This window comes from Alistipes montrealensis (assembly GCF_018362775.1).
GTDB classification, from domain to species: domain Bacteria; phylum Bacteroidota; class Bacteroidia; order Bacteroidales; family Rikenellaceae; genus Alistipes; species Alistipes montrealensis.
Genome location: NZ_JAGYXY010000004.1, coordinates 99,951 through 119,322 on the forward strand (window position 1 = coordinate 99,951; position 19,372 = coordinate 119,322).

General features: G+C 58.1%; 13 protein-coding genes and 5 tRNA genes. 7 read left to right on the forward strand and 11 right to left on the reverse strand.

Going from position 1 to position 19,372, the window contains the following annotated elements; genetic code table 11:
* Both KG007_RS09445 and KG007_RS09450 read left to right on the forward strand, forming a co-directional pair.
* Positions 1–1,761, forward strand: coding sequence for a right-handed parallel beta-helix repeat-containing protein (locus KG007_RS09445; RefSeq protein ID WP_213348451.1), 1,761 nt, complete (start codon positions 1–3; stop codon positions 1,759–1,761).
* Between the two features lie 57 nt (positions 1,762–1,818).
* Entirely contained in the window at positions 1,819–2,751 is a 933-nt protein-coding gene (locus KG007_RS09450) for a sugar phosphate isomerase/epimerase family protein (RefSeq protein WP_213348453.1), read from the forward strand.
* 80 nt (positions 2,752–2,831) lie between these two features.
* On the opposite strand, the gene KG007_RS09455 is transcribed toward KG007_RS09450, so the two are convergent.
* The 5 genes from KG007_RS09455 to KG007_RS09475 form a co-directional block, all read right to left on the reverse strand.
* Positions 2,832–3,674, reverse strand: coding sequence for a phosphodiester glycosidase family protein (locus KG007_RS09455; protein ID WP_213348455.1), 843 nt, complete (start codon positions 3,672–3,674; stop codon positions 2,832–2,834).
* A gap of 135 nt (positions 3,675–3,809) precedes the next feature.
* On the reverse strand, positions 3,810–4,382 hold the full coding sequence (locus tag KG007_RS09460; protein WP_213348457.1) for a lipocalin-like domain-containing protein: 573 nt from the start codon (positions 4,380–4,382) through the stop codon (positions 3,810–3,812).
* A 30-nt stretch (positions 4,383–4,412) separates the two neighbouring features.
* A complete protein-coding gene (gltA, locus tag KG007_RS09465; protein WP_213348459.1) occupies positions 4,413–5,804 on the reverse strand; it encodes an NADPH-dependent glutamate synthase in 1,392 nt (463 codons plus the stop codon).
* 3 nt (positions 5,805–5,807) lie between these two features.
* Positions 5,808–6,692 carry a sulfide/dihydroorotate dehydrogenase-like FAD/NAD-binding protein gene (locus tag KG007_RS09470; RefSeq protein WP_195461047.1) on the reverse strand — a complete coding sequence of 295 codons (885 nt, stop codon included), beginning with the start codon at positions 6,690–6,692 and terminating at the stop codon, positions 5,808–5,810.
* Between the two features lie 24 nt (positions 6,693–6,716).
* On the reverse strand, positions 6,717–7,796 hold the full coding sequence (locus tag KG007_RS09475; RefSeq protein WP_213348461.1) for a DUF1573 domain-containing protein: 1,080 nt from the start codon (positions 7,794–7,796) through the stop codon (positions 6,717–6,719).
* Between the two features lie 125 nt (positions 7,797–7,921).
* Here KG007_RS09475 and KG007_RS09480 point away from each other — a divergent pair.
* Positions 7,922–7,995, forward strand: a tRNA-Asn gene (locus tag KG007_RS09480).
* A gap of 114 nt (positions 7,996–8,109) precedes the next feature.
* A tRNA-Val gene (locus tag KG007_RS09485) sits at positions 8,110–8,184 on the forward strand.
* A gap of 106 nt (positions 8,185–8,290) precedes the next feature.
* On the opposite strand, the gene KG007_RS09490 is transcribed toward KG007_RS09485, so the two are convergent.
* Positions 8,291–9,049, reverse strand: coding sequence for a DUF1573 domain-containing protein (locus KG007_RS09490; protein WP_213348463.1), 759 nt, complete (start codon positions 9,047–9,049; stop codon positions 8,291–8,293).
* A 125-nt stretch (positions 9,050–9,174) separates the two neighbouring features.
* On the opposite strand from KG007_RS09490, the gene KG007_RS09495 reads away from it, so the two are divergent.
* The 3 genes from KG007_RS09495 to KG007_RS09505 all read left to right on the forward strand — a co-directional run bounded on the left by KG007_RS09495 (position 9,175) and on the right by KG007_RS09505 (position 9,598).
* Positions 9,175–9,248, forward strand: a tRNA-Asn gene (locus tag KG007_RS09495).
* A 114-nt stretch (positions 9,249–9,362) separates the two neighbouring features.
* Positions 9,363–9,437, forward strand: a tRNA-Val gene (locus tag KG007_RS09500).
* Positions 9,438–9,523: 86 nt separating this feature from the next.
* Positions 9,524–9,598, forward strand: a tRNA-Val gene (locus KG007_RS09505).
* Positions 9,599–10,028: 430 nt separating this feature from the next.
* On the opposite strand, the gene KG007_RS09510 is transcribed toward KG007_RS09505, so the two are convergent.
* From KG007_RS09510 to KG007_RS09530, 5 genes are read right to left on the reverse strand one after another with little or no spacing between them, the layout of a single operon-like run.
* Positions 10,029–11,651, reverse strand: coding sequence for a putative Ig domain-containing protein (locus tag KG007_RS09510; RefSeq protein ID WP_213348465.1), 1,623 nt, complete (start codon positions 11,649–11,651; stop codon positions 10,029–10,031).
* A gap of 26 nt (positions 11,652–11,677) precedes the next feature.
* Positions 11,678–13,000, reverse strand: coding sequence for a BT_3987 domain-containing protein (locus KG007_RS09515; protein WP_213348467.1), 1,323 nt, complete (start codon positions 12,998–13,000; stop codon positions 11,678–11,680).
* A 21-nt stretch (positions 13,001–13,021) separates the two neighbouring features.
* Positions 13,022–14,908: a RagB/SusD family nutrient uptake outer membrane protein gene (locus tag KG007_RS09520; protein WP_213348469.1), complete on the reverse strand. Its 1,887-nt coding sequence runs from the start codon at positions 14,906–14,908 to the stop codon at positions 13,022–13,024.
* A gap of 19 nt (positions 14,909–14,927) precedes the next feature.
* Complete coding sequence (locus KG007_RS09525; RefSeq protein ID WP_213348470.1) at positions 14,928–18,299, reverse strand: SusC/RagA family TonB-linked outer membrane protein; 3,372 nt, start codon at positions 18,297–18,299, stop codon at positions 14,928–14,930.
* 40 nt (positions 18,300–18,339) lie between these two features.
* Complete coding sequence (locus tag KG007_RS09530) at positions 18,340–19,305, reverse strand: FecR family protein (protein WP_213348472.1); 966 nt, start codon at positions 19,303–19,305, stop codon at positions 18,340–18,342.
* Positions 19,306–19,372: the final 67 nt, after the last annotated feature.

Below are 19,372 nucleotides of genomic sequence, written 5' to 3' on the forward strand. Positions count from 1 at the left end.
ATGAAAACGATTTTTCAATACCTGCTCCTGACTGCCGCATGTGCGGCGTTCGGAGCCTGTCAGGATTTCAGCGACGATTCGGCGTTCACGCCGGAGACGCCCGAACTCTCGTTCGTGGAATCCGGCATCGATGCCGGAAAAGCGACCGGAGACTATCAACTTACGATCAAGTCCAACCTTCCCTGGCGTATCGAAGCCGACAAGGACTGGGTGACATTCGATCCCTCGTTCGGTTCCGGTGACGCTACGATCACGGTGACGGTGGCCGCCAACCGCACGCTCAGCGAGCGTACGGCGACGATCTCGGCCTATGTCATCAAGGGTGAGAATACTTCCCTGCCCGTGAAGCAGGCTGCTGCGAGCGCTTCGGACCTCGCGACGCACTACTATGTCAAGGCCGATGCCACGGCCGACAAGGACGGTCTGACGTGGGAGACGGCCACTTCGCTCGACAACGCCATCGAACTGGCGATGAACGGCGACGTGATCCACGTGGCCGCCGGTTCCTACGTGCCTTCGGTTCCGTTGACGGGTATGAAGACGGCGCTGGACAACACGTTCGAAATCCACAGCAACTTCTCGATGATCGGCGGTTATCCGGCCGATGCGGCCACGGGCGCCGAGGCCGATCCCGAAGCGAACGAAACGATTCTGGATGGTAACAAGGCCGTGTGCCACGTGGTTACGGTAACGGCTGCCAAGATGGCCGGCATGAAGGCTACGCTCAACGGTTTCACGATCAAGAACGGTTCGTCGCAGTTCGGCACGGTGGGAAGTACGACAATCGGCGGCGTGAAATTCTACCAAAGTTACGGCGCAGGTATTTTCATCGGTAATTCGACGGTGGATGTGCTGAATTGCAAGATCAAGGACAATACGGATATCCGTATGGGTGCTATCCGCGTCGACGCGGGGGCCGAGGCGCTGTTCGACAACTGTCAGGTTGTGGACAATGCAACCAAATCGACGGCAGCGTACAACGGCGGCTGTCTGTGGGTCGACGGAGCCAACTTGCTGCGAATCAACAACTGTACCTTTAACAACAATAAGACCTCGGGCGTCGGCATCTGTATCTATATTTTCGGCGATACGGGCGGCAAGACCAACGTGCTGATCAGCAACACCACGATCTCGAACAACAGTGTCAATCCCGAACATGCCACTAAGAACGGCGGTGGTATCTACGTCCGCGAGAACGGCAATCTGGTGATCGTCAATTCGACGGTTTACGGCAACCATGCCGGAAAGGGCGGCGGTATCGCAGTCTACGGTTCGGCAGCCAAGGCAAGCAAAACCGTGATTGTCAGCTGTACGATTGCAGGTAATACCAACGTGACGGCTGCGAGCGGTCCGGGTATCCAGCAGGTGAATGCCTACGGAGCTGTGGAGGTTTACAACACGCTGGTTGCGGGCAACTCGCAGGGCGGCGTGGAGGACAACGTCGTGTGGGCAGGCAGCAACTACAAGGTGGCCAGCTCGATCATCGGCAACACGGTTTACAACGCCGACGGCGGAGTGGTTGCAGGAGCGTCGTTCGATCCGGCTTCGATGCTCAGCCCGCTGAACGATAACGGCGGAGTGACGAAGACCTGCGTACTGATCGGTGACGGAAATCCCGCCCGCCAGTATGGAATGTCCGCTTCGGACCTGAAGATCCTGGGCGAAACGCTCGACCCGGCGTTCGGCGAGGCGATCAGCACGGTCGACCAGATCGGCGGATCGCGCACGGGCAAGACGGTGATCGGAGCCGTCGTGAAATAAGGTTATTCACAGGGGCGTGCCGGCAGTTCGGTACGCCCTTTTTTAATTTTTCGAACGATGAAATCATTGAAAACAGCGGTGTCACTGCTCGTTCTCCTGGTCGGCATCCCCGTGTTTGCAGGCCAGCCTGCACCGCGGCTGAAGGTGGGCTCTTCGTCCGGGATTTTCGGGCCGGTCTCCAACTGGACCTACGAAACCTTTGCCGAGGCGAAGAAGGCCGGTATCGATGCCATCGAGATCAGCGCTTCGAAGCTGTTTTTGGACAAGGAGATGACCGACGATAAGCAGATCGAAGCGCGCTGCTGGCGGTTGAAACGCGACCTCAAACGAGCCGGGATTGAAATCTGGTCGGTGCACATGCCTTACGGCAAAGAGATCGACCTTTCACAGACGGACGAAGCTGTCCGGCAAAAAAGCGTCGAGCTGAACCGGCGCGTACTGCGTTTCTGCCGCATCCTGTCGCCCCGGATCGTGCTGTTCCACCCGAGCTGGTATCTCGGCCACGGGGAGCGTGACGCGCGGATCGCCTGCCTGGTGCGGTCGGTCGGGGAGTTGCTCCCGGATGCGAAGAAGATCGGCGCCGAGGTGGTTATCGAGAACATGTTGGGTTACGAACTGGTCAAGGACGAGAACTACGAGCGTCCGCTGAACCGGACGGTCGAGGAGGTGCTGCACATCATGTCGCTGATGCCCCGGGAGGTGAATGCTGCGGTTGATACCAACCACATCGACAATCCGGAACTGCTGATCGAGGCGCTCGGCACGCGGGTGAAGACGATCCACGTCAGCGACGGCGACGGCCGCAACGAGTGCCACGAACTGCCCTGGCAGGGCAGGGGTGACAACGACTGGGTGGCTGTCCTGAAAGCGTTGTACGAGGATGCCCGTTACCGGGGCGTTTTCATGTACGAAGTCAAGAAGGCGGAATTCCCGGAGTTGAAAGCCTGCTACGACAAGATGTACGAACAGTACGTGCAGTCGAAGCAATAGAAAGGTGTTAAGGTTAATGGGAACGCGGGTTGATGAGATTTCATCAACCCGCGTTTTTTGATTTCGGGATCGTGTGCCGCTTATTTGCGGACTACGATGCAGTTGGGCACGCCGCGTTCGCCTTCGTGGTCGAAGCGGCGGTTGTCGTAGGGATGGTTGAGCACGCCTTCCTTGGCAGTCCAGAGCGTCGAGGAGCCGCCGCCGTCGAGATTCAGCGCCTCGGTGAGGCCCAGTTGGCGGGCGATGTAGGCCGTTTCGGCGATGGTCGCGCCGTCGCCCTGGCCCTTGAAACGTCCGTCGATCACGGCCATTACGACCGTACCGTCGGCGCGCTTGCCAATCAGCGTGCGGGGATGGCGGCGGGTGTAGAAACTGTCGCCGGAGGTGTATTCGACCGTCTTCCCGTTATCGATCAGCACGGGCCCGGCGGCCAGGGCCGAACGGTAGCGGCGCACCACGTCGGGATATTGCGCCGTGTCGCAGGGGAAAATATCCATCTTGCGGCCCTTCTTGTCCTTGAAAGCCACGATGCCGTTGGTGCGCATCAGCTCTTCGGGGGTGGTTCGACCTACGACTTTTTTGTCCAGCAGCACGAAGGTGACGGGAGCGAAGGTCTTGACGTTGAAGTAGCTGCCGTTGACGGCGATCTCGGCCCCGGCGGCTTTGCCCAGGGCGCTCGTAGCCTCCGCCTTGCGGTCGAGGTGGACGATGGCAGTCGTAAAACTGCGCCCGGGGTAGGTGGCGACGGAGATGCTCTGGCACGAACCGAACATGTCGATCTGTGCATAGCGGCATTCGGCGCCGTCGCCGAGGTCGGTCGTGCGCCATTCGGCGGCAGCGAATGCAATCGAGTCGCGGGGAGTCTGCGCCGCGGCGGTGAAAGAACAGAGGAGCGCCAGGGCTCCCAGCAGGGTTTTGTTCATGGTTTCAGTAAACGGAGTTAGTATCCACAAATTTACGCATTTAGCTCCGATTTCGCAAGTTTGCGGGCTGCTATTTTTCCGAAAAGAAAGCGCCTCCGGGTATTCGGAGGCGCTCTGTTCGGGATTGAAAACCGCTTATTGCTTGGCCTTGGTGTAGACCGTGCCGGAGCCTTCGATCGTGAGGGTGTAGTCGCCCTCGGCGTTGCGGGCGATCACGCCCGTTTCGGTGAAATCGATGGTCTGGCCGTTGCCGAGGCTCTGGCCCTTGAGCAGGATTTTATCGGCTTCGCCCTGGAGTTCCCACGAGGCGTAGACCAGCGTCGCCATGTTGACCGACTTGGCTTCGCCTTCGACCATGATTTCGACGCCCATGACGGACTCGGGGTTGATCGGGTCGGGCATCGTCCATGTGCCGACGGCTTTGGCGTAAGTGGGGTCGGTGGCCACCTTCGTGGCAGCGGTTCCTTCCTCCAGCTTGCCCGTATAGTCCACGGTGATCGGGGCGCCGAGCAGCAGGCCGTTGGCGTCGGTCTTGTCGGCGTCCATGGTCGAGAAGGTGTAGGTATCGTCGGCGGTCAGTGCGCGGACGGTGACGGTGTTCATCGAGGCGTCGGTAATGACTCCCGAGAAGGTCTTGGGGGTGTTGTCAGCGCAGGCGGCCAGGCCGCAGACCGCCAGGAGGGCAAACAGGGATTTGATGTTTTTCATGAAGCTGTTATTTAGGGATTTGCATGTTTTCTAGTTTGCTCCGTTTTTTACATATTCGTCGATGGCTTTGGCCGCGGTGCGTCCTGCGCCCATGGCCAGGATGACCGTTGCGGCGCCCGTCACGGCGTCGCCGCCGGCGAAAACGCCCGGGCGGGTCGTTGCGCCGTGTTCGTCGGCCGTGATGCAGCCGCGGCGGGAGGTTTCCAGTCCGGCGGTTGTGGCGGCCAGCAGCGGGTTGGGCGAAGTGCCCAGCGCCATGATTACCACGTCGCAGGGGATTTCGAAATCCGAACCCTCCTTGACGACCGGCGATCGGCGGCCGCTTTCGTCGGGTTCGCCCAGCTCCATCTCCACGCAGCGCAGTCCTGTGACCCAGCCTTTTTCGTCGCCGAGGACCTCGGTGGGGTTGGTCAGCATGCGGAAACAGATGCCCTCCTCCTTGGCGTGGTGGACCTCCTCGACGCGCGCCGGGAGCTCCTTTTCCGAACGGCGGTAGACGATCGTCGCCTCTGCGCCCAGCCGTTTGGCCGTGCGCACGGCGTCCATCGCCACGTTGCCGCCGCCTACGACCACGACGCGCTGCCCGACGTAGATCGGGGTGTCGTACTCCTTGTCGTAAGCGTGCATCAGGTTGGCGCGCGTGAGGAATTCGTTGGCCGAAACCACGCCGTTGAGGTTCTCGCCCGGGATGCCCATGAAGCGGGGCAGTCCGGCGCCCGAGCCGATGAAGACGGCGTCGTAACCCTCCTCTTCGAGCAGCGAGTCGATCGTCACGGTGCGTCCCACGATCACGTCGGTTTCGATTTCGACGCCCAGCCGTTCGACCTGTGCGATTTCACGCGCCACGATCCGCTCCTTCGGGAGGCGGAATTCGGGGATGCCGTAGACCAATACGCCGCCCACCTTGTGCAGTGCCTCGAAGATTTTCACTTCGTAGCCCATGCGGGCCAGGTCGCTGGCGCAGGCCAGTCCGGCCGGGCCGCTGCCGATGACGGCGACTTTATGGCCGTTGCGGGCTGCGGCGGGCTGTACGGGGGCGCCGTGTTCAAGTTTCCAGTCGCCGACGAAACGTTCGAGTTTACCCACGGCGACCGGTTCGCTCTTGATGTCCAGGATGCACGAACCTTCGCACTGGCTCTCCTGCGGGCAGACGCGGCCGCAGATCGAAGGCAGCGAACTGTCCTCGGAGATGATGTCGGCGGCCTCCTGCAGCCGGCCTTCGTGCAATGCGGCGATGAAGTCGGGGATGCGGATGCCTACGGGGCAGGCCGCTACGCAGCGGGGATTCTTGCAGCGCAGGCAGCGGGAGGCTTCGAGCGTGGCTTCTTCGAGGTTGTAGCCGTAGCAGACCTCCTCGAAGTTGGCTGCACGGAGTTTTGGGTCTTGTTCGCGCACGGGAACGCGCGGTATCTTGTTTGCCATAATTTATTTGTCCAATCCGATCTTACATTGATGTCCTGCTACGCGTTCAGCTTCGATGGCTGCGGCGCGCTGCTCCTGGGTGCGGTACATGCCCTGGCGGCGCATCGCCTCGTCGAAGTCGACCTCGTGGGCGTCGAACTCCGGGCCGTCGACGCACGTGAAGCGCGTTTTGCCGCCGACCGTCACGCGGCAGGCTCCGCACATGCCCGTACCGTCGACCATCAGCGCGTTGAGCGACACGGTGGTTTTCAGGCCGTATTTCTTCGTGGTGAGGGCAACGAATTTCATCATGATCATCGGCCCGATGGCGATACATTCGTCGTAGTGTTTACCCTCTTTCTCGATCAGTTCCCCGATCAGGGCCGTCACGAGTCCTTTGAAGCCTTCGGAACCGTCGTCGGTGGCGATATAGAGGTTTTCGGCGACGGCGCGCATGGCGTCGGTGTAGATGAGCATCTGTTTGTTTTTGGCGCCGATAATGACATCCGCTTTTACGCCGTGCTCCCGGAGCCATTTGACCTGCGGATAGACCGGGGCCGTGCCCACGCCGCCTGCTACGAAGAGGTAGTGCCGTTTGCGCAGCTCTTCGAGGGGAATGTTGACGAATTCCGACGGGTGGCCCAGCGGACCTGCGAAATCGGCGAGGGCCTCGCCCTGTTCCCGGGCGCAGATTTTGCGCGTCGAGGCGCCGATGGCCTGCGTGACGATCGTCACGCTGCCCTCCGCGGCGTCGAAATCGGAGATAGTGAGCGGAATGCGCTCACCGTGTTCGTCGACGCGCACGATGACGAATTGTCCGGGCTGTGCCGAGCGGGCAACGCGCGGCGCGAGAATCTTCATCAGCCAGATGCCCTCAGCAAGGAGCCTTTTTTCAAGAATGGGGTACATTATAATCCGTTATGTGTTTGTGTGTCACTCTTCGATGATCGCCGTTACCCGGATGCGCCGCATGGGTCGCACGGGATCGTTGGTCACCACCACGAGGTGTTCGGTCAGCACGCCGTAGTCCTGTGTCCGGGGATCGAGCAGTATTTCGCAGCGGAGCGAATCCCCGGGGGCGATTTTCCGGCCCGGGGCGAATGTCGTGGCTACGCGTCCTTCGCCCTCGACGGCCCGTACGATCAGATCCGCATCACCCGTATTCGAGAGCATAAAGTGCATTCTCCGAACCGGCCCCGCATGCTTAACCGGGCCAAATTTAAGGATATTTTCTGAAAAATCGGCTTTCGGGGCTTTTTGTGTTGCATCCGCGGGCTGCGGATCGACTCCGATACCGTGCGTGACGATCGTTGCACCGTTGCTGCGTCCGTCGACTACGACTGCCAGCGCATCGCGTACGGTTCCGTAGCGGGGCTTGTCGGCGGGGATGAGGTAGGAAAAGTTGATTTCGCCCTGTTCACCCGGTGCGACCTGTTTCGGATAGTCGCTCCGGAGCAGTCCGCTCGTGGTTTCGGGCCGCAGTTCGAGGCGGACCGGGCGTTTGGAGGTGTTCGCATAACCGATGGTTCCCTGCACCTGCTGTCCTTGGTATATATAGGAGAAGGCGTTGAGCGTCGCGGCCAGCCGTAGCCCTCCGCCGGCGTCGACGGGGTAGAGTTCCTCGACGCTTTTCTGCCGGGGCGTGACACTGCCCTGGATGGTGAGCGTGGCGATTTTCCGCTTTTCCGAAGAGTAGACCCACAGTTCTTTGGTGAAGGCGCCCGGACGGTTGGCGGGGTCGTAGGTGACGGTGACCTGCGTCTTTTCGCCCGGAAGGATCGGTTTTTTCGAAAAATCGGGGACCGTGCAGCCGCAGGTGGTCACTACGTCGAGGATTACCAAAGGGGTGTCGCTGCGGTTTACACCCGTAAACGTATGGCTCACGCGGCCGTCGGACTCGCGGATCGTACCGAAGTCCCATTCGGCGGGCTGGAATGTCAGGCGTTCCTGCGCCGGGGCCGTTAAAGCGCATAGCGCCAAGAGAATAAGGGAAATAACGCGTTTTGTGATCATTTCTTTATGATTTGTGCGACATGCAAAGATACTTTTTTTACGAAAAATTCGTGCAATAATTTTGCGGGAATGAAAATTTGCTATATATTTGCACTCCGAAACAACGAAACAATTTGTTTCAAAAAGCCTGAATAGCTCAGTTGGTTAGAGCACATGACTGTTAATCATGGGGTCCTAGGTTCAAGTCCTTGTTCAGGCGCAGATGCGCGAGGGTTGCGTAAAGGTTCTTTCAAAAAAACGCCTGCAGAAGAGGTCAGTAATGGCTTTTTCGGGTAATCGGAAGATTGCCTTTGCAGTCCCAAGCCATTTTTAGGGGAGCTTAGCTCAGCTGGTTCAGAGCGTCTGCCTTACAAGCAGAGGGTCGGGGGTTCGAATCCCTCAGCTCCCACGAAGCCACCGTATGATAAGGGTGGCTTTTTTGTCGGCCTTGCAGCCGCTTACATATTTCCACTTTCCCGCAAGGGAGAGTCTTTCGGGAGCTTAGCTCAGCTGGTTCAGANTGTTGCATCCGCGGGCTGCGGATCGACTCCGATACCGTGCGTGACGATCGTTGCACCGTTGCTGCGTCCGTCGACTACGACTGCCAGCGCATCGCGTACGGTTCCGTAGCGGGGCTTGTCGGCGGGGATGAGGTAGGAAAAGTTGATTTCGCCCTGTTCACCCGGTGCGACCTGTTTCGGATAGTCGCTCCGGAGCAGTCCGCTCGTGGTTTCGGGCCGCAGTTCGAGGCGGACCGGGCGTTTGGAGGTGTTCGCATAACCGATGGTTCCCTGCACCTGCTGTCCTTGGTATATATAGGAGAAGGCGTTGAGCGTCGCGGCCAGCCGTAGCCCTCCGCCGGCGTCGACGGGGTAGAGTTCCTCGACGCTTTTCTGCCGGGGCGTGACACTGCCCTGGATGGTGAGCGTGGCGATTTTCCGCTTTTCCGAAGAGTAGACCCACAGTTCTTTGGTGAAGGCGCCCGGACGGTTGGCGGGGTCGTAGGTGACGGTGACCTGCGTCTTTTCGCCCGGAAGGATCGGTTTTTTCGAAAAATCGGGGACCGTGCAGCCGCAGGTGGTCACTACGTCGAGGATTACCAAAGGGGTGTCGCTGCGGTTTACACCCGTAAACGTATGGCTCACGCGGCCGTCGGACTCGCGGATCGTACCGAAGTCCCATTCGGCGGGCTGGAATGTCAGGCGTTCCTGCGCCGGGGCCGTTAAAGCGCATAGCGCCAAGAGAATAAGGGAAATAACGCGTTTTGTGATCATTTCTTTATGATTTGTGCGACATGCAAAGATACTTTTTTTACGAAAAATTCGTGCAATAATTTTGCGGGAATGAAAATTTGCTATATATTTGCACTCCGAAACAACGAAACAATTTGTTTCAAAAAGCCTGAATAGCTCAGTTGGTTAGAGCACATGACTGTTAATCATGGGGTCCTAGGTTCAAGTCCTTGTTCAGGCGCAGATGCGCGAGGGTTGCGTAAAGGTTCTTTCAAAAAAACGCCTGCAGAAGAGGTCAGTAATGGCTTTTTCGGGTAATCGGAAGATTGCCTTTGCAGTCCCAAGCCATTTTTAGGGGAGCTTAGCTCAGCTGGTTCAGAGCGTCTGCCTTACAAGCAGAGGGTCGGGGGTTCGAATCCCTCAGCTCCCACGAAGCCACCGTATGATAAGGGTGGCTTTTTTGTCGGCCTTGCAGCCGCTTACATATTTCCACTTTCCCGCAAGGGAGAGTCTTTCGGGAGCTTAGCTCAGCTGGTTCAGAGCGTCTGCCTTACAAGCAGAGGGTCGGGGGTTCGAATCCCTCAGCTCCCACCGATCGAAAGAAAATCAGACCACTCGGAAGAGTGGTTTTTTATTTTTCAGGAATCCCGCGTGCCGGAGATTCTTTTCTTNTTCGAATCCCTCAGCTCCCACCGATCGAAAGAAAATCAGACCACTCGGAAGAGTGGTTTTTTATTTTTCAGGAATCCCGCGTGCCGGAGATTCTTTTCTTCGAAAATGCGCTATATTTGTGACTGAAATAAGTCCTATTCTGTTTCTGAGCGGGTATGCGTAATTTCACGGATGCGGATGCGGCTGAGCCGCGGTCCAGGCGTCGGGCTGATAAACCTGACCATTCCGATTCGGGAAGTGATTCGGGTTTGACCGCTAATTTAAAACCGCCCTGCGAAAGCAGGGCGGTTTTTGTTTAAAGTATTCCGGATGCGGTTTGAGCTCCGAATCCGAGGTCGTTTCCCGAAGGTCAGCGTTTTTCAGGCATCTCTTCGCGGATGTTGCCGGGATAGAACTTCAGCAGGACGACGCCGTGGGGTGCGACGGTAGCCTCGAACTTGTCGGTGCACTGTGCGAGGTCCTTCTGCCGCCACAGGTCGCGCACGGTCTGCTGGCCGCGCAGTCCCAGCATGCGGAGCGTGAGGGTCATCTTCACGGGCTGCCAGCCCCGGTTGAAAAGCCCGACGGCCATCGAGCCGTCGTCGAGGTGCTTGGCGTAGATCACCTGGTCGCCCTCTTGCCAGACGGGTACGGCCTGCAGGCCCAGCGGGTCCTGGTTAACGTCGATCACCTCGTCGTTGGTCAGCAGGCTCCGCGTGAAGTCGTCCATCTGTGCCATGTCGCAGCCGATCAGCAGGGGTGCTGCCAGCAGCGACCAGAGGCTGATGTGCGTATACTGTTCGTCGGCCGTCAGTTGTGTGTAGTGGAGTTTCGGGCCCCAGCCGACCATGCCGATAACCAGCATGTCGGGATCGGCCCAGTGGCCCGGGCGGTTGAAGGGCAGCCAGCGGTCCTGGCTGAATCCGATGCTGCTGACGCTCTCCCACGTATCGCGGATGTCGCCCGTCGTGCGCCAGCAGTTGGAATACTGCATCCACTGCGGTGCGTCGCCGTAAGGCGCGCTGTTAGAGAGGCTGTAAACGACATCGCGGTCGAGGGTTTGCAGGGCGTCGTGCATCTCCTTGACGTGGTAGTAGTCCAGCGGGCTCCAGTCGTACTTGAGGTAATCGATGTCCCATTCGCCCCACTGCTTTACGTCTGGTTTTACGAACGAGTAAGCGCCGAGGTGGTAATACTCGCGGCGGTCTTTCCAGTAATTTCCGCCCTCCTTCTGATAGCGGTAGTGCTCGTTGTGCTGGCCTTTCTTGATCCATTCGTTTTCGCCGTCGGGGTTGTCCGAATAGCTGCCGATGTGTGCGGCGTAGGTTCCGACCCACGGTGTGGAGTAGATGCCCACCCGCAGGCCCATGTCGTGAATCTCGCGCGTGAGGGCCTTCATGTCGGGGAATTTCGTGTTCGGCTGGATCGCGTTGTCCTTGCCGCCGCGTTTGCCCTGCCAGCCGTCGTCGATGTTGATGTAGGACCAACCGTGGTTGATAAGCCCGCTTTCGACCATGGCGCGTGCCGACGAGAGTACTTGTTCCTGCGTGACATCGCGCGCCCAGCAGTTCCAACTGTTCCAGCCCATGGGCGGGGTGAGTGCGATTTCGCTCCCGACGACGATCCTCAGGTCGCGGTCGTAGCTGCCCAGTGCATTTTCGGCTTTCAGTTTCACGGTGTATTCGCCCGGAGCGGCTACGCGGCCTGTGATCCGTCCGGTTTTGGCGTCGAGCTTCAGCCCTTTGGGAAGCCCTTCGGCGGAGAAGGTCATCGGACGGACGCCGGTAGCGGCGATCGTGTAGAGGAATTCCGAACCGGGACGGACGCCGAAGATGCGCGCTCCGTTGATGCGCGGTGTGTCGGCGGGTTTCGGGGTCAGGATATACCGGGACATGTCGGGCGCAGTCTGCGCCGTGGCCTGCCCGGCCGCCGCCCCGCCGCAGAGTGCGGCGAGGGCGAGGGTCGTCAGGCAAAGAATAATCGTTTTTTTCATCGGGTTGGAAAAAATGGAATTTGCGGTTATTCGGTTTTCTCCGCCAGTACCGGGATAAATTCCGATACGGAGTACAGCTTGTTGCGGTTGCTGGCATTTACGGCCAGGCGTATGTAGCGGCCCGAAACGGTCCACTGCTCGGTGGAGTATGTTCCGGTGGTCGAGGTGTTGGTCTTGTCGCCGAAATCGAAATCCTGCGCTTTGGTCCAGTTCTCCCCGTCGTCCGACAGTTCGACGTAGCCGGCGCGGAGGTCGGTAACGTACGAATCGCTCCGGCGGACAAGCGTCATGCCGCACCAGTAGTACGTTTTGCCCATGTCCCAGACGGTCGCCGCTTCATCGGGGTTGATGTCGCCCTGCCCGGTGTTGTTGTAACGGCTTTCCCAGCGGGTTACCAGATCGCCGTCGATCATCAGTTCGGGACCGCGGCCGGTGTAGTAGGAACTGCACAGGATGAGTTTCCACTCTTTCCGGTTGTCTGCGATCGGGAGCAGCGAGATGTGGAAAAGGACCGTGTTTTTCTCGCTGATCTTGAATTTAGAATTACTTTTGAGTTTTACGGCCAGCGTGTAGTAACGGTCCGTGCTGAGTTTCGATTTGTCGACCTTGATCGTCGATACGGCTTCGTTGTGTCCGGCTGTCAGCTGGCCTTCGGTGAACGTATACGAATCGGCCGGCAGGGGGATATACTGCGTGCCGTTCGCCGCATTGTATTCGGCCAGCACGTCGTTGCCGTGATCGTATGTGCTCTCGGTGTCCCACTTGTTGTTGAATTCGGTGTAGGTGACGAATTCGAGGGTGTTGGCGTCGGCGGCGCTCAGGTCGGATTCCACGAGGCCGGCATTCCTGACGAGCACCTCGGTCTGCTGCATGCGGGGATTGACCAGGATCGTGTTCAGCTCTTCGTTGACTTCGGTTCCCGCAGCCGTAAGCCGGAACGGGATGACGTAGTCGTTCATCTGGGGCAGCTTCATGATCTTCGGGCAGTTGAGTCGTACGGAGAAGGTTGCACGCCGTCCTTCGGCCGTGATCGAGCCGGAGCTTTTGATGATCTGGTAGCAATCCTCGCCGAGCAGCGAGTAGGAGGAACCGTTTGCGGCGTTAAAGGCTCCGATGGCGTCGGGGTCGAGCACGATCTTTACCTCCGATGCCTGGCCGAAATAGCCGCTGCTGTAAGCATAGATGTTGTAGTCGAGCGTCTCTTCCACGTCGTAATAGGTCGCAGTCTGCGCCCCGTTGTTGACGATGTAGACACGCGGGTCTACCAGGTTGTCGTTGCGGTGGTCTTTTTCGCAGGCGGTCAGCAGCAGGATGCCGGCGAAGGGAAGCAATATATTTTTCAGTTTCATAATTATCCGGATTAGTGTGGTTTACCAGCCGTAATTCTGCGTGCATTTCACACGATCGAGTTCCTCCTGGGAGATCGGGAAGAGGTAGCCGCGCTTGGTGAAGACGCGGTTGCCGTCGCGGCCGCCGTCGTACTTGCAGACGACGCGCTGCCAGAATTCGCCGGTCGATTTGTGGTCTTTGGCCGAGATATTCATGCCGTAAACGGGCATGTTGTTGTCCGTCTCGGCGGTCATCCAGGTCCGTGTGTCGAAATAGCGCAGGTTCTCGAAGCACAGCTCGACCTGGCGCTCGCGGCGGATCAGTTCGCGCATCTTGGTCTGGTCGCCGACGGCGTCGGGATAAACCTCCTCGATGTCGGGAACGCCGGCGCGCTTGCGGATCATGTTCAGGTAGAGCGTGATGTCCGTGTTCGACGGATCGTATTCGTTGAGCGATTCGATGTAGTTGAGCAGGACTTCCGCATAACGGAACACCGGGAAATCGATGAATCCGAATACGTTCGTACCGGTTCCGCCCACGGAGGTGTCGAGCGCCGGATTGATGAACTTGTGAGCCAGATAACCCGTCGGAGGATAGTTGTGGGAAGCGCCCGGTCCGGAGTTGCCGTTGGTGAAAAACTGAATATCGGCGGTTTTCTTATTTGCACCGTGCCAGGTCATGCCGCTCCAGAATACGTTGATGTAAAAACGGGGTTCCCGGTTCTGGTACATTTTGTAGGTGTCGAGTTCGTCGCCGTAGATCGGATGCTTGAATTTCGAGAATCCGGTTTCGCTATAACCTGCGTCGGGATCGATGATGGGCTGCGACTGATCGTCGTTGGTATAACCCGTGATGGGATAGCGGCCGTTGGACATGGCGAATGCGTCGACCATTTTCTGGGTTACACCGTAGCCGCCGTAGGCCGTACCGCCGACCTTCGGGGGTGTGGCGACGACGCGCGCCTGGTAGCCGCTGGCGATAAACGTGTAGATTTTTTCCACGGCGCCTTTTTCCGAGCCGACCGACGTGAAAAGCGAATTGAAACTGCCGTAGGGATCTTCGCCGTCGGCGCCGACCAGGGTGTAGAGGTTCAGATCCATCACGTCTTTGGCGGCCTGGGCGGCCTTTTCCCACTTCTTTTCGTCGTATTGGGTCGGGAAAAGGTGGTCGCCGTATTTGTTGACTACCCCGTTATAGAGGTCGTTGCCGTTGAAGAGTTTGCGGGCCGAGTAGAGCAGCAGGCGGGCGCGGGCCGCCAGGGCGGCGCCTTTGGTCGCGCGGCCGTAGAAGTGGGTCGGCCAACTGTCGGGCAGCCCTTTCGACGCCTCCCACAGCTCGTTCGCTACGTAATTGACGCATTCGTCCCACGTATTGCGCTCGCGTTCGTCGAGTCCGGTCTGCGTGAAGTCGACCGGGTCGTCGCCGACGAGGAAGACGGGGCCGAAAACAGGCAGCATCATGGCGTAGAAATGCGCACGCAGGAAACGGGCTTCGTTGTAATAGTAACCTTTGTCGACATCGCCCAGTTCCTCCGGCGGGCACTCGTAAACGTGCTGCATGAAATAATTGGCTTCGCGGATGCCCTTGTACAGGTTGTTGTACGTGGCATTGCGGTAGAGATTGAGAGCCGGGGTCCAGGAGTCGTAATTGATCTGGGTATAGTATCGGTTCAGGTAGGCAAACGATGTTTCGTCGGAGCAGGCTTCCCAGGGAAGGTTGCCGGTCGACGCCGAAACGCAGGCCGGTTGATCGTACAACGGTTGCCAGGAGTAGATGTTGACCAGATACTGGTAGGTGGTCTTTTGTTTTTTGAAGATGTCCTTCGAGGTCAGCGGTTCGTCGGGCTGACGGTCGAGGTATGAATCGCAGGAGGCGAGCAAGGCCCCGGCGGTCAGGAACAGAATGAATATCTTGATTGTGTTTTTCATGATTGTTGCCGGTTAGGGATTAGAAACCGATCGTAAGACCGATGTTGATGATCCGGTTGTTCGGGTAGTTGGTGGCGCCGGTCTGCAGGTCGGGGTCCCACAACTTGAAGGGGCTGAAAGTAAGAAGGTTGACGCCCGAAAGGTAGATGCGCAGATTCTGCATGGCGATCTTGCTGGCGATGCGTTTGGGCAGCGTATAGCCGATTTCGAGGTTTTTCAGGCGCATGTAACGTCCGTTGACCATCCAGAAAGTAGACAACTGGCTGTTGTTGGGGTTGGTTCCGGTCGTCAGCCGCGGATACTTGGCGTCGAGATTGTCCGGTGTCCAGTAGTTGTTGTAGATGTCTGCGAAGACGCCTGCCTCTTTGGGATTGCGGGCGATGAATGGCTGGGTCTGGTCGTTCATGATCGAAAAATTGACATGCGCGACGCCCTGGAAGAAGGCCGACAGGTCGAATGCCTTCCATTGCAGCGAAAATCCGAACCCGTAAACGATTTCGGGGATGTCGGGGTAGCCGATCGGTTTTACGTCGTAGCTGTCGATTATCCCGTCTCCGTTGATGTCGACATATTTGATATCGCCCGGCTTGACATCGCCGAAACTCTGTTTCACCCAGGAGTCGATGTCTTCCTGATCCTTGAACAGACCGTCGGCGACCAATCCGAATTTCTGGTATTGGGCCTGTCCGGTTGCATTCCGGTAAGCATATTTCCAACTCGGTTCGTCCTTGTCTACGACCATGTTGCGGGCATAGGTAAAGTTACCGCGCACGGTGAGGTGAAAGTCCTTGCCGAGGGGCTGGTGGTATTCGAGCGAGGCGTCGATACCGCTGTTACGCATCTTGCCGATGTTCACCCACGGTTTGGTGCTCAGTCCGACGTACATCGGGATCGAGCCGCGTTTGAGGAAGATGCCTTCGCGGTGTTCGTTGAAATAGTCGACCGATATGCGCAGTTTGTTGAAGAACGAGAGGTCGGCGCCGACGTTGAATTTTTTCGCCTTCTCCCAGCCTACGTTCGCGTTGGGCCAGTCGCCCAGCCGGACCGATGAATTGTTGGACGGGGTTGTTCCGAAATAGTAGCTGCCGCTGTCGCCGCCGCTCTTGATCGTTTCGTTGTAGATGAAACGGCGGTTACCGCCGATCTGGTCGTTACCGACCAGGCCGTAGGAGGCTTTGAGCTTGACCATGTCGACGACATTGCGGAGCGGTTCGAAGAATTTTTCGTTCGAAACGACATATCCGAGGGCTACCGACGGGAAGAATCCGAACCGGTGGTTGGGCGAAAAGTTCTCCGAGCCGTTGTAGCCGAAGTTGCCTTCGATGAAATAGCGGTTGTCGTAATTGTAGGTGATGCGGCCGGCGATACCCTGATGACGGTAGGGCAGTGCCAGTTCGGAGAGCTCTTCCCCGTTGGAATTTTTGCTGCCTACGTTGTTCTTCTGCGACTGCTGGAAGAGGAACATGGCCGAAACATCGTGTTTGCCGAAGGTGCGCATCCAATTGACTGCGGCTTCGAAATAGACGGCGCGGTAACCGGTGCTGGCAGCCTTGTAGGAGAGGTTTTCCTCGCCGATCTTTGTCTGGTTGAATTCCAGTTCACCCGCCTCGTTACGGCCGGTGGCCAGCCACTGGGGCGAGGTTTTCTTGCGAATCAGGTTGTTGACGTTTCTGGCGTCGAACGATCCTTTGACCGAGACGGTAAGCCCCTTGGTTACCCAGTCGCCCAGGTCTTGGGTCAGCGAGAAAAGCGATTGCGCCGTATTGTAGAAGATTTCGCGGTAGCCGCTCTGTGTCAGCAGTGCATAGGGGTTCTCGCCCTGGCCCGAGGCCGGACCGGCGAGGTGACCGTTCGAGTAGACTGCCGGGAAAGCATTGGGTGCGGTCTTGAGCGCATAGTCCCAGATGCCGGTTCCGCTGTCGTTCGTTGCGTCCGAACCCGGTTGGTTCTTGCGCTCGAAGGTGGTGGCCAGGTTGACGTTCAGTTTGGTGTATTTGTGGAGCTGGACCTCGACGTTCGACCGGAAATTGAACCTGCGGTAGAAAACCGACGTGTTGTACTCCTTCATGTTGTCGGATTTGAAAAGACCGTCCTCGTTGTAGAAACCGCCCGAGATATAGTATTTGGCCGTGGAACCGCCGCCGGTGACGTTGATGTTCACGCGCTGGTTGAACGAATAATCCTTATAGAGTTTTTTCACCCAGTCGATGTTGGGGTGCAGGTCGGGGTCCGAACCATCGCGGAACATTTGGATGTCCTTCTGCGAGTAGACCTCGTATCCGGCCGCCGCGTTGTACATTTCGGCGAACTGGATGGCGTCGGCCATGTCGGGAATCTTGGTCGGCTGTACCATGCCGGCTTCGAATTTGATGGAAATCTGCGGCTTGCCCACGATACCTCCGCGGGTGGTGATCAGTACGACGCCGTTGGCGCCGCGTACGCCGTAGACGGCGGTGGCGGCGGCGTCCTTGAGGATCGAGAACTCCTTGATGTCCTCGATGTCCACCAGGTCGAGGTCACGTTCGATGCCGTCGACCAGCACCAGCGGCGTCTTGTTGGAGCCGAAGGTGCTGATACCGCGGATCCAGAAGCTTGACGAGGCGCCCGGTTCGCCCGAACGCTGTACGGAGATGACGCCGGCGAGCTGTCCGGCCAGGTTGTTTGAAATCTTACCCGTAGGCATCTTGATGTCGTTGACCGCAACGGTGGCGATCGAACCGACGATGCTGGCTTTCTTCTGGGCGCCGTAACCGACGACGACGACCTCTTCGAGATTGTTGTCCGGAGCGAGCGTGATCACTTTGGGAATGCTGTTGAGCGGAAACTCCTGCGTCTGGTAGCCGACGTACGAGATGGTTACGAACCCGAAGTTGCCGGAGAACGCGTAGTCGAACGAGCCGTCCGAAGCAGTGCTCGTACCGAGTGCCGAATCCTTGATCCAGACCGTGGCGCCGATGATCGGCTGCCGGGTCGCGGCGTCGATTACCTGTCCCGTGATGTGGTGTTTCTGCGAGACTGCCGGAGCCGGGGCCGGAGCCGGAGCAGCGCTTTGCGCCGCCGTGCGGGTCAGGATGATGTTGTTCTGACGGATGATGTAGGTGATGCCGGTTCCGCGCAGTGCATCATCGAGCAGTTGCGAGACCGATTTGGTCGATTTCGAGATTTTTGCCGGAACGTTGTCCGCCAGATTGCCCTGGTAGGAGATCCGGTAGGAGGTTTGCGCCTCGATCTGCTGGATCAACTCTTTCAGGGTGGTTACGTTTTCAACGCGCACCGAAGTATCCTGGAGCGACGAAGCGGCTTGGATTTCCCCCCCCCACGGAATAAGGAGTAACAGGCATGCCAGCCGTAGATACCAGGCACGCTGTGTGCAGAGTAACTTTTGTTTCATAGAGGTTTGGTTAAGATTGGATTAATAAAATTATGTTGAATTATTTGTAAATCGTAATTTTCTCGCCGTGGCGGGAGAACCGGGTGTTCGTCGAGAGGGTCAGCACCTCCAGGATATGGTCGATCGGCATGTTGAAATCGAGGGTTCCGGTGAACTGGATTCCTTTGAGCGCATCGCTGCGGAAGGTGATGCCCAGGCCGTAGAAATCTTCGATTACTGCCGTAATCTGCGAGAGGTCTACGTGCCGAAAGGTGCGCAGCCGGGTGGAGAGTTCCGCTTCGATGTTGACCGTTTGCAGCGTCAGGTCGTTGTCTGCGGGATTGTAGGAGACTTTTTGTCCCGGATGCAGGGCCACGACATGCTCGGCGGCGCGGAAATCGATGGCTCCTTCGACCAGTACGGTTTCGATGTCGGAACTGTCGTTATAGGCTTTCAGGTTGAATTTGGTTCCGCGGACGACGACTTCGGCGTCGTGGACCGTCGTGACGGTGAACAGTGCGCCGTTGCGTTTGCTGACCTCGAAGAAGGCCTCGCCGGAGAGGTGTACCGTACGGTTTTTATCGCTGAATACGGCGGGATAGTTCAGTTCCGAACTGCGGGTGAGGCGTACGACGGAGCCGTCGGGCAGTGTTACGGTGCATTCGCTGTTTTCGGCATTGACCGTGCAGATGCGGTCGTCGGGTCTGTTCTGGTAGATGTACATGCCTGCGACGATTACGCCCGCAACCAATATGGCGGCATAGCGCATCGCGATCCGGCGCCATTGAGGTTTGTTTTTTTGCCGCCGCAGTTCGATGCGCCGCTGCAGCGACCTGAACGCCTGGTCGGTGTTGACCGATGCGGCCGCCCGGAGCCGGTCCCCGGTGAAAAGCACGAAATAGAGCGCTTCGAGCCGGCGGCGGTTCTCTTCGGAGGCGTCGTACCAGGTTTCGATCTCGCGGTTGGTCTGTTCGTCGAGTTTTCCTTCGAGGAACGTGGTTAGCAGGTTGTCGTCGATCTCTTTCATAAAAGGCGGTTTCTGTATGTAATACGATTAAGGGAGAATAGTTACTAAACGAAAACCCGAAATTTTT

Coding starts and splice junctions, on each gene's coding strand:
- KG007_RS09515 (WP_213348467.1), bottom strand. CDS start 13,000: ATGAAACTGAAAAATATATTGCTTCCCTTCGCCGGCATCCTGCTGCTG.
- KG007_RS09520 (WP_213348469.1), bottom strand. CDS start 14,908: ATGAAAAACACAATCAAGATATTCATTCTGTTCCTGACCGCCGGGGCC.
- KG007_RS09525 (WP_213348470.1), bottom strand. CDS start 18,299: ATGAAACAAAAGTTACTCTGCACACAGCGTGCCTGGTATCTACGGCTG.
- KG007_RS09475 (WP_213348461.1), bottom strand. CDS start 7,796: ATGATCACAAAACGCGTTATTTCCCTTATTCTCTTGGCGCTATGCGCT.
- KG007_RS09455 (WP_213348455.1), bottom strand. CDS start 3,674: ATGAACAAAACCCTGCTGGGAGCCCTGGCGCTCCTCTGTTCTTTCACC.
- KG007_RS09470 (WP_195461047.1), bottom strand. CDS start 6,692: ATGTACCCCATTCTTGAAAAAAGGCTCCTTGCTGAGGGCATCTGGCTG.
- KG007_RS09460 (WP_213348457.1), bottom strand. CDS start 4,382: ATGAAAAACATCAAATCCCTGTTTGCCCTCCTGGCGGTCTGCGGCCTG.
- gltA (WP_213348459.1), bottom strand. CDS start 5,804: ATGGCAAACAAGATACCGCGCGTTCCCGTGCGCGAACAAGACCCAAAA.
- KG007_RS09530 (WP_213348472.1), bottom strand. CDS start 19,305: ATGAAAGAGATCGACGACAACCTGCTAACCACGTTCCTCGAAGGAAAA.
- KG007_RS09450 (WP_213348453.1), top strand. CDS start 1,819: ATGAAATCATTGAAAACAGCGGTGTCACTGCTCGTTCTCCTGGTCGGC.
- KG007_RS09510 (WP_213348465.1), bottom strand. CDS start 11,651: ATGAAAAAAACGATTATTCTTTGCCTGACGACCCTCGCCCTCGCCGCA.
- KG007_RS09445 (WP_213348451.1), top strand. CDS start 1: ATGAAAACGATTTTTCAATACCTGCTCCTGACTGCCGCATGTGCGGCG.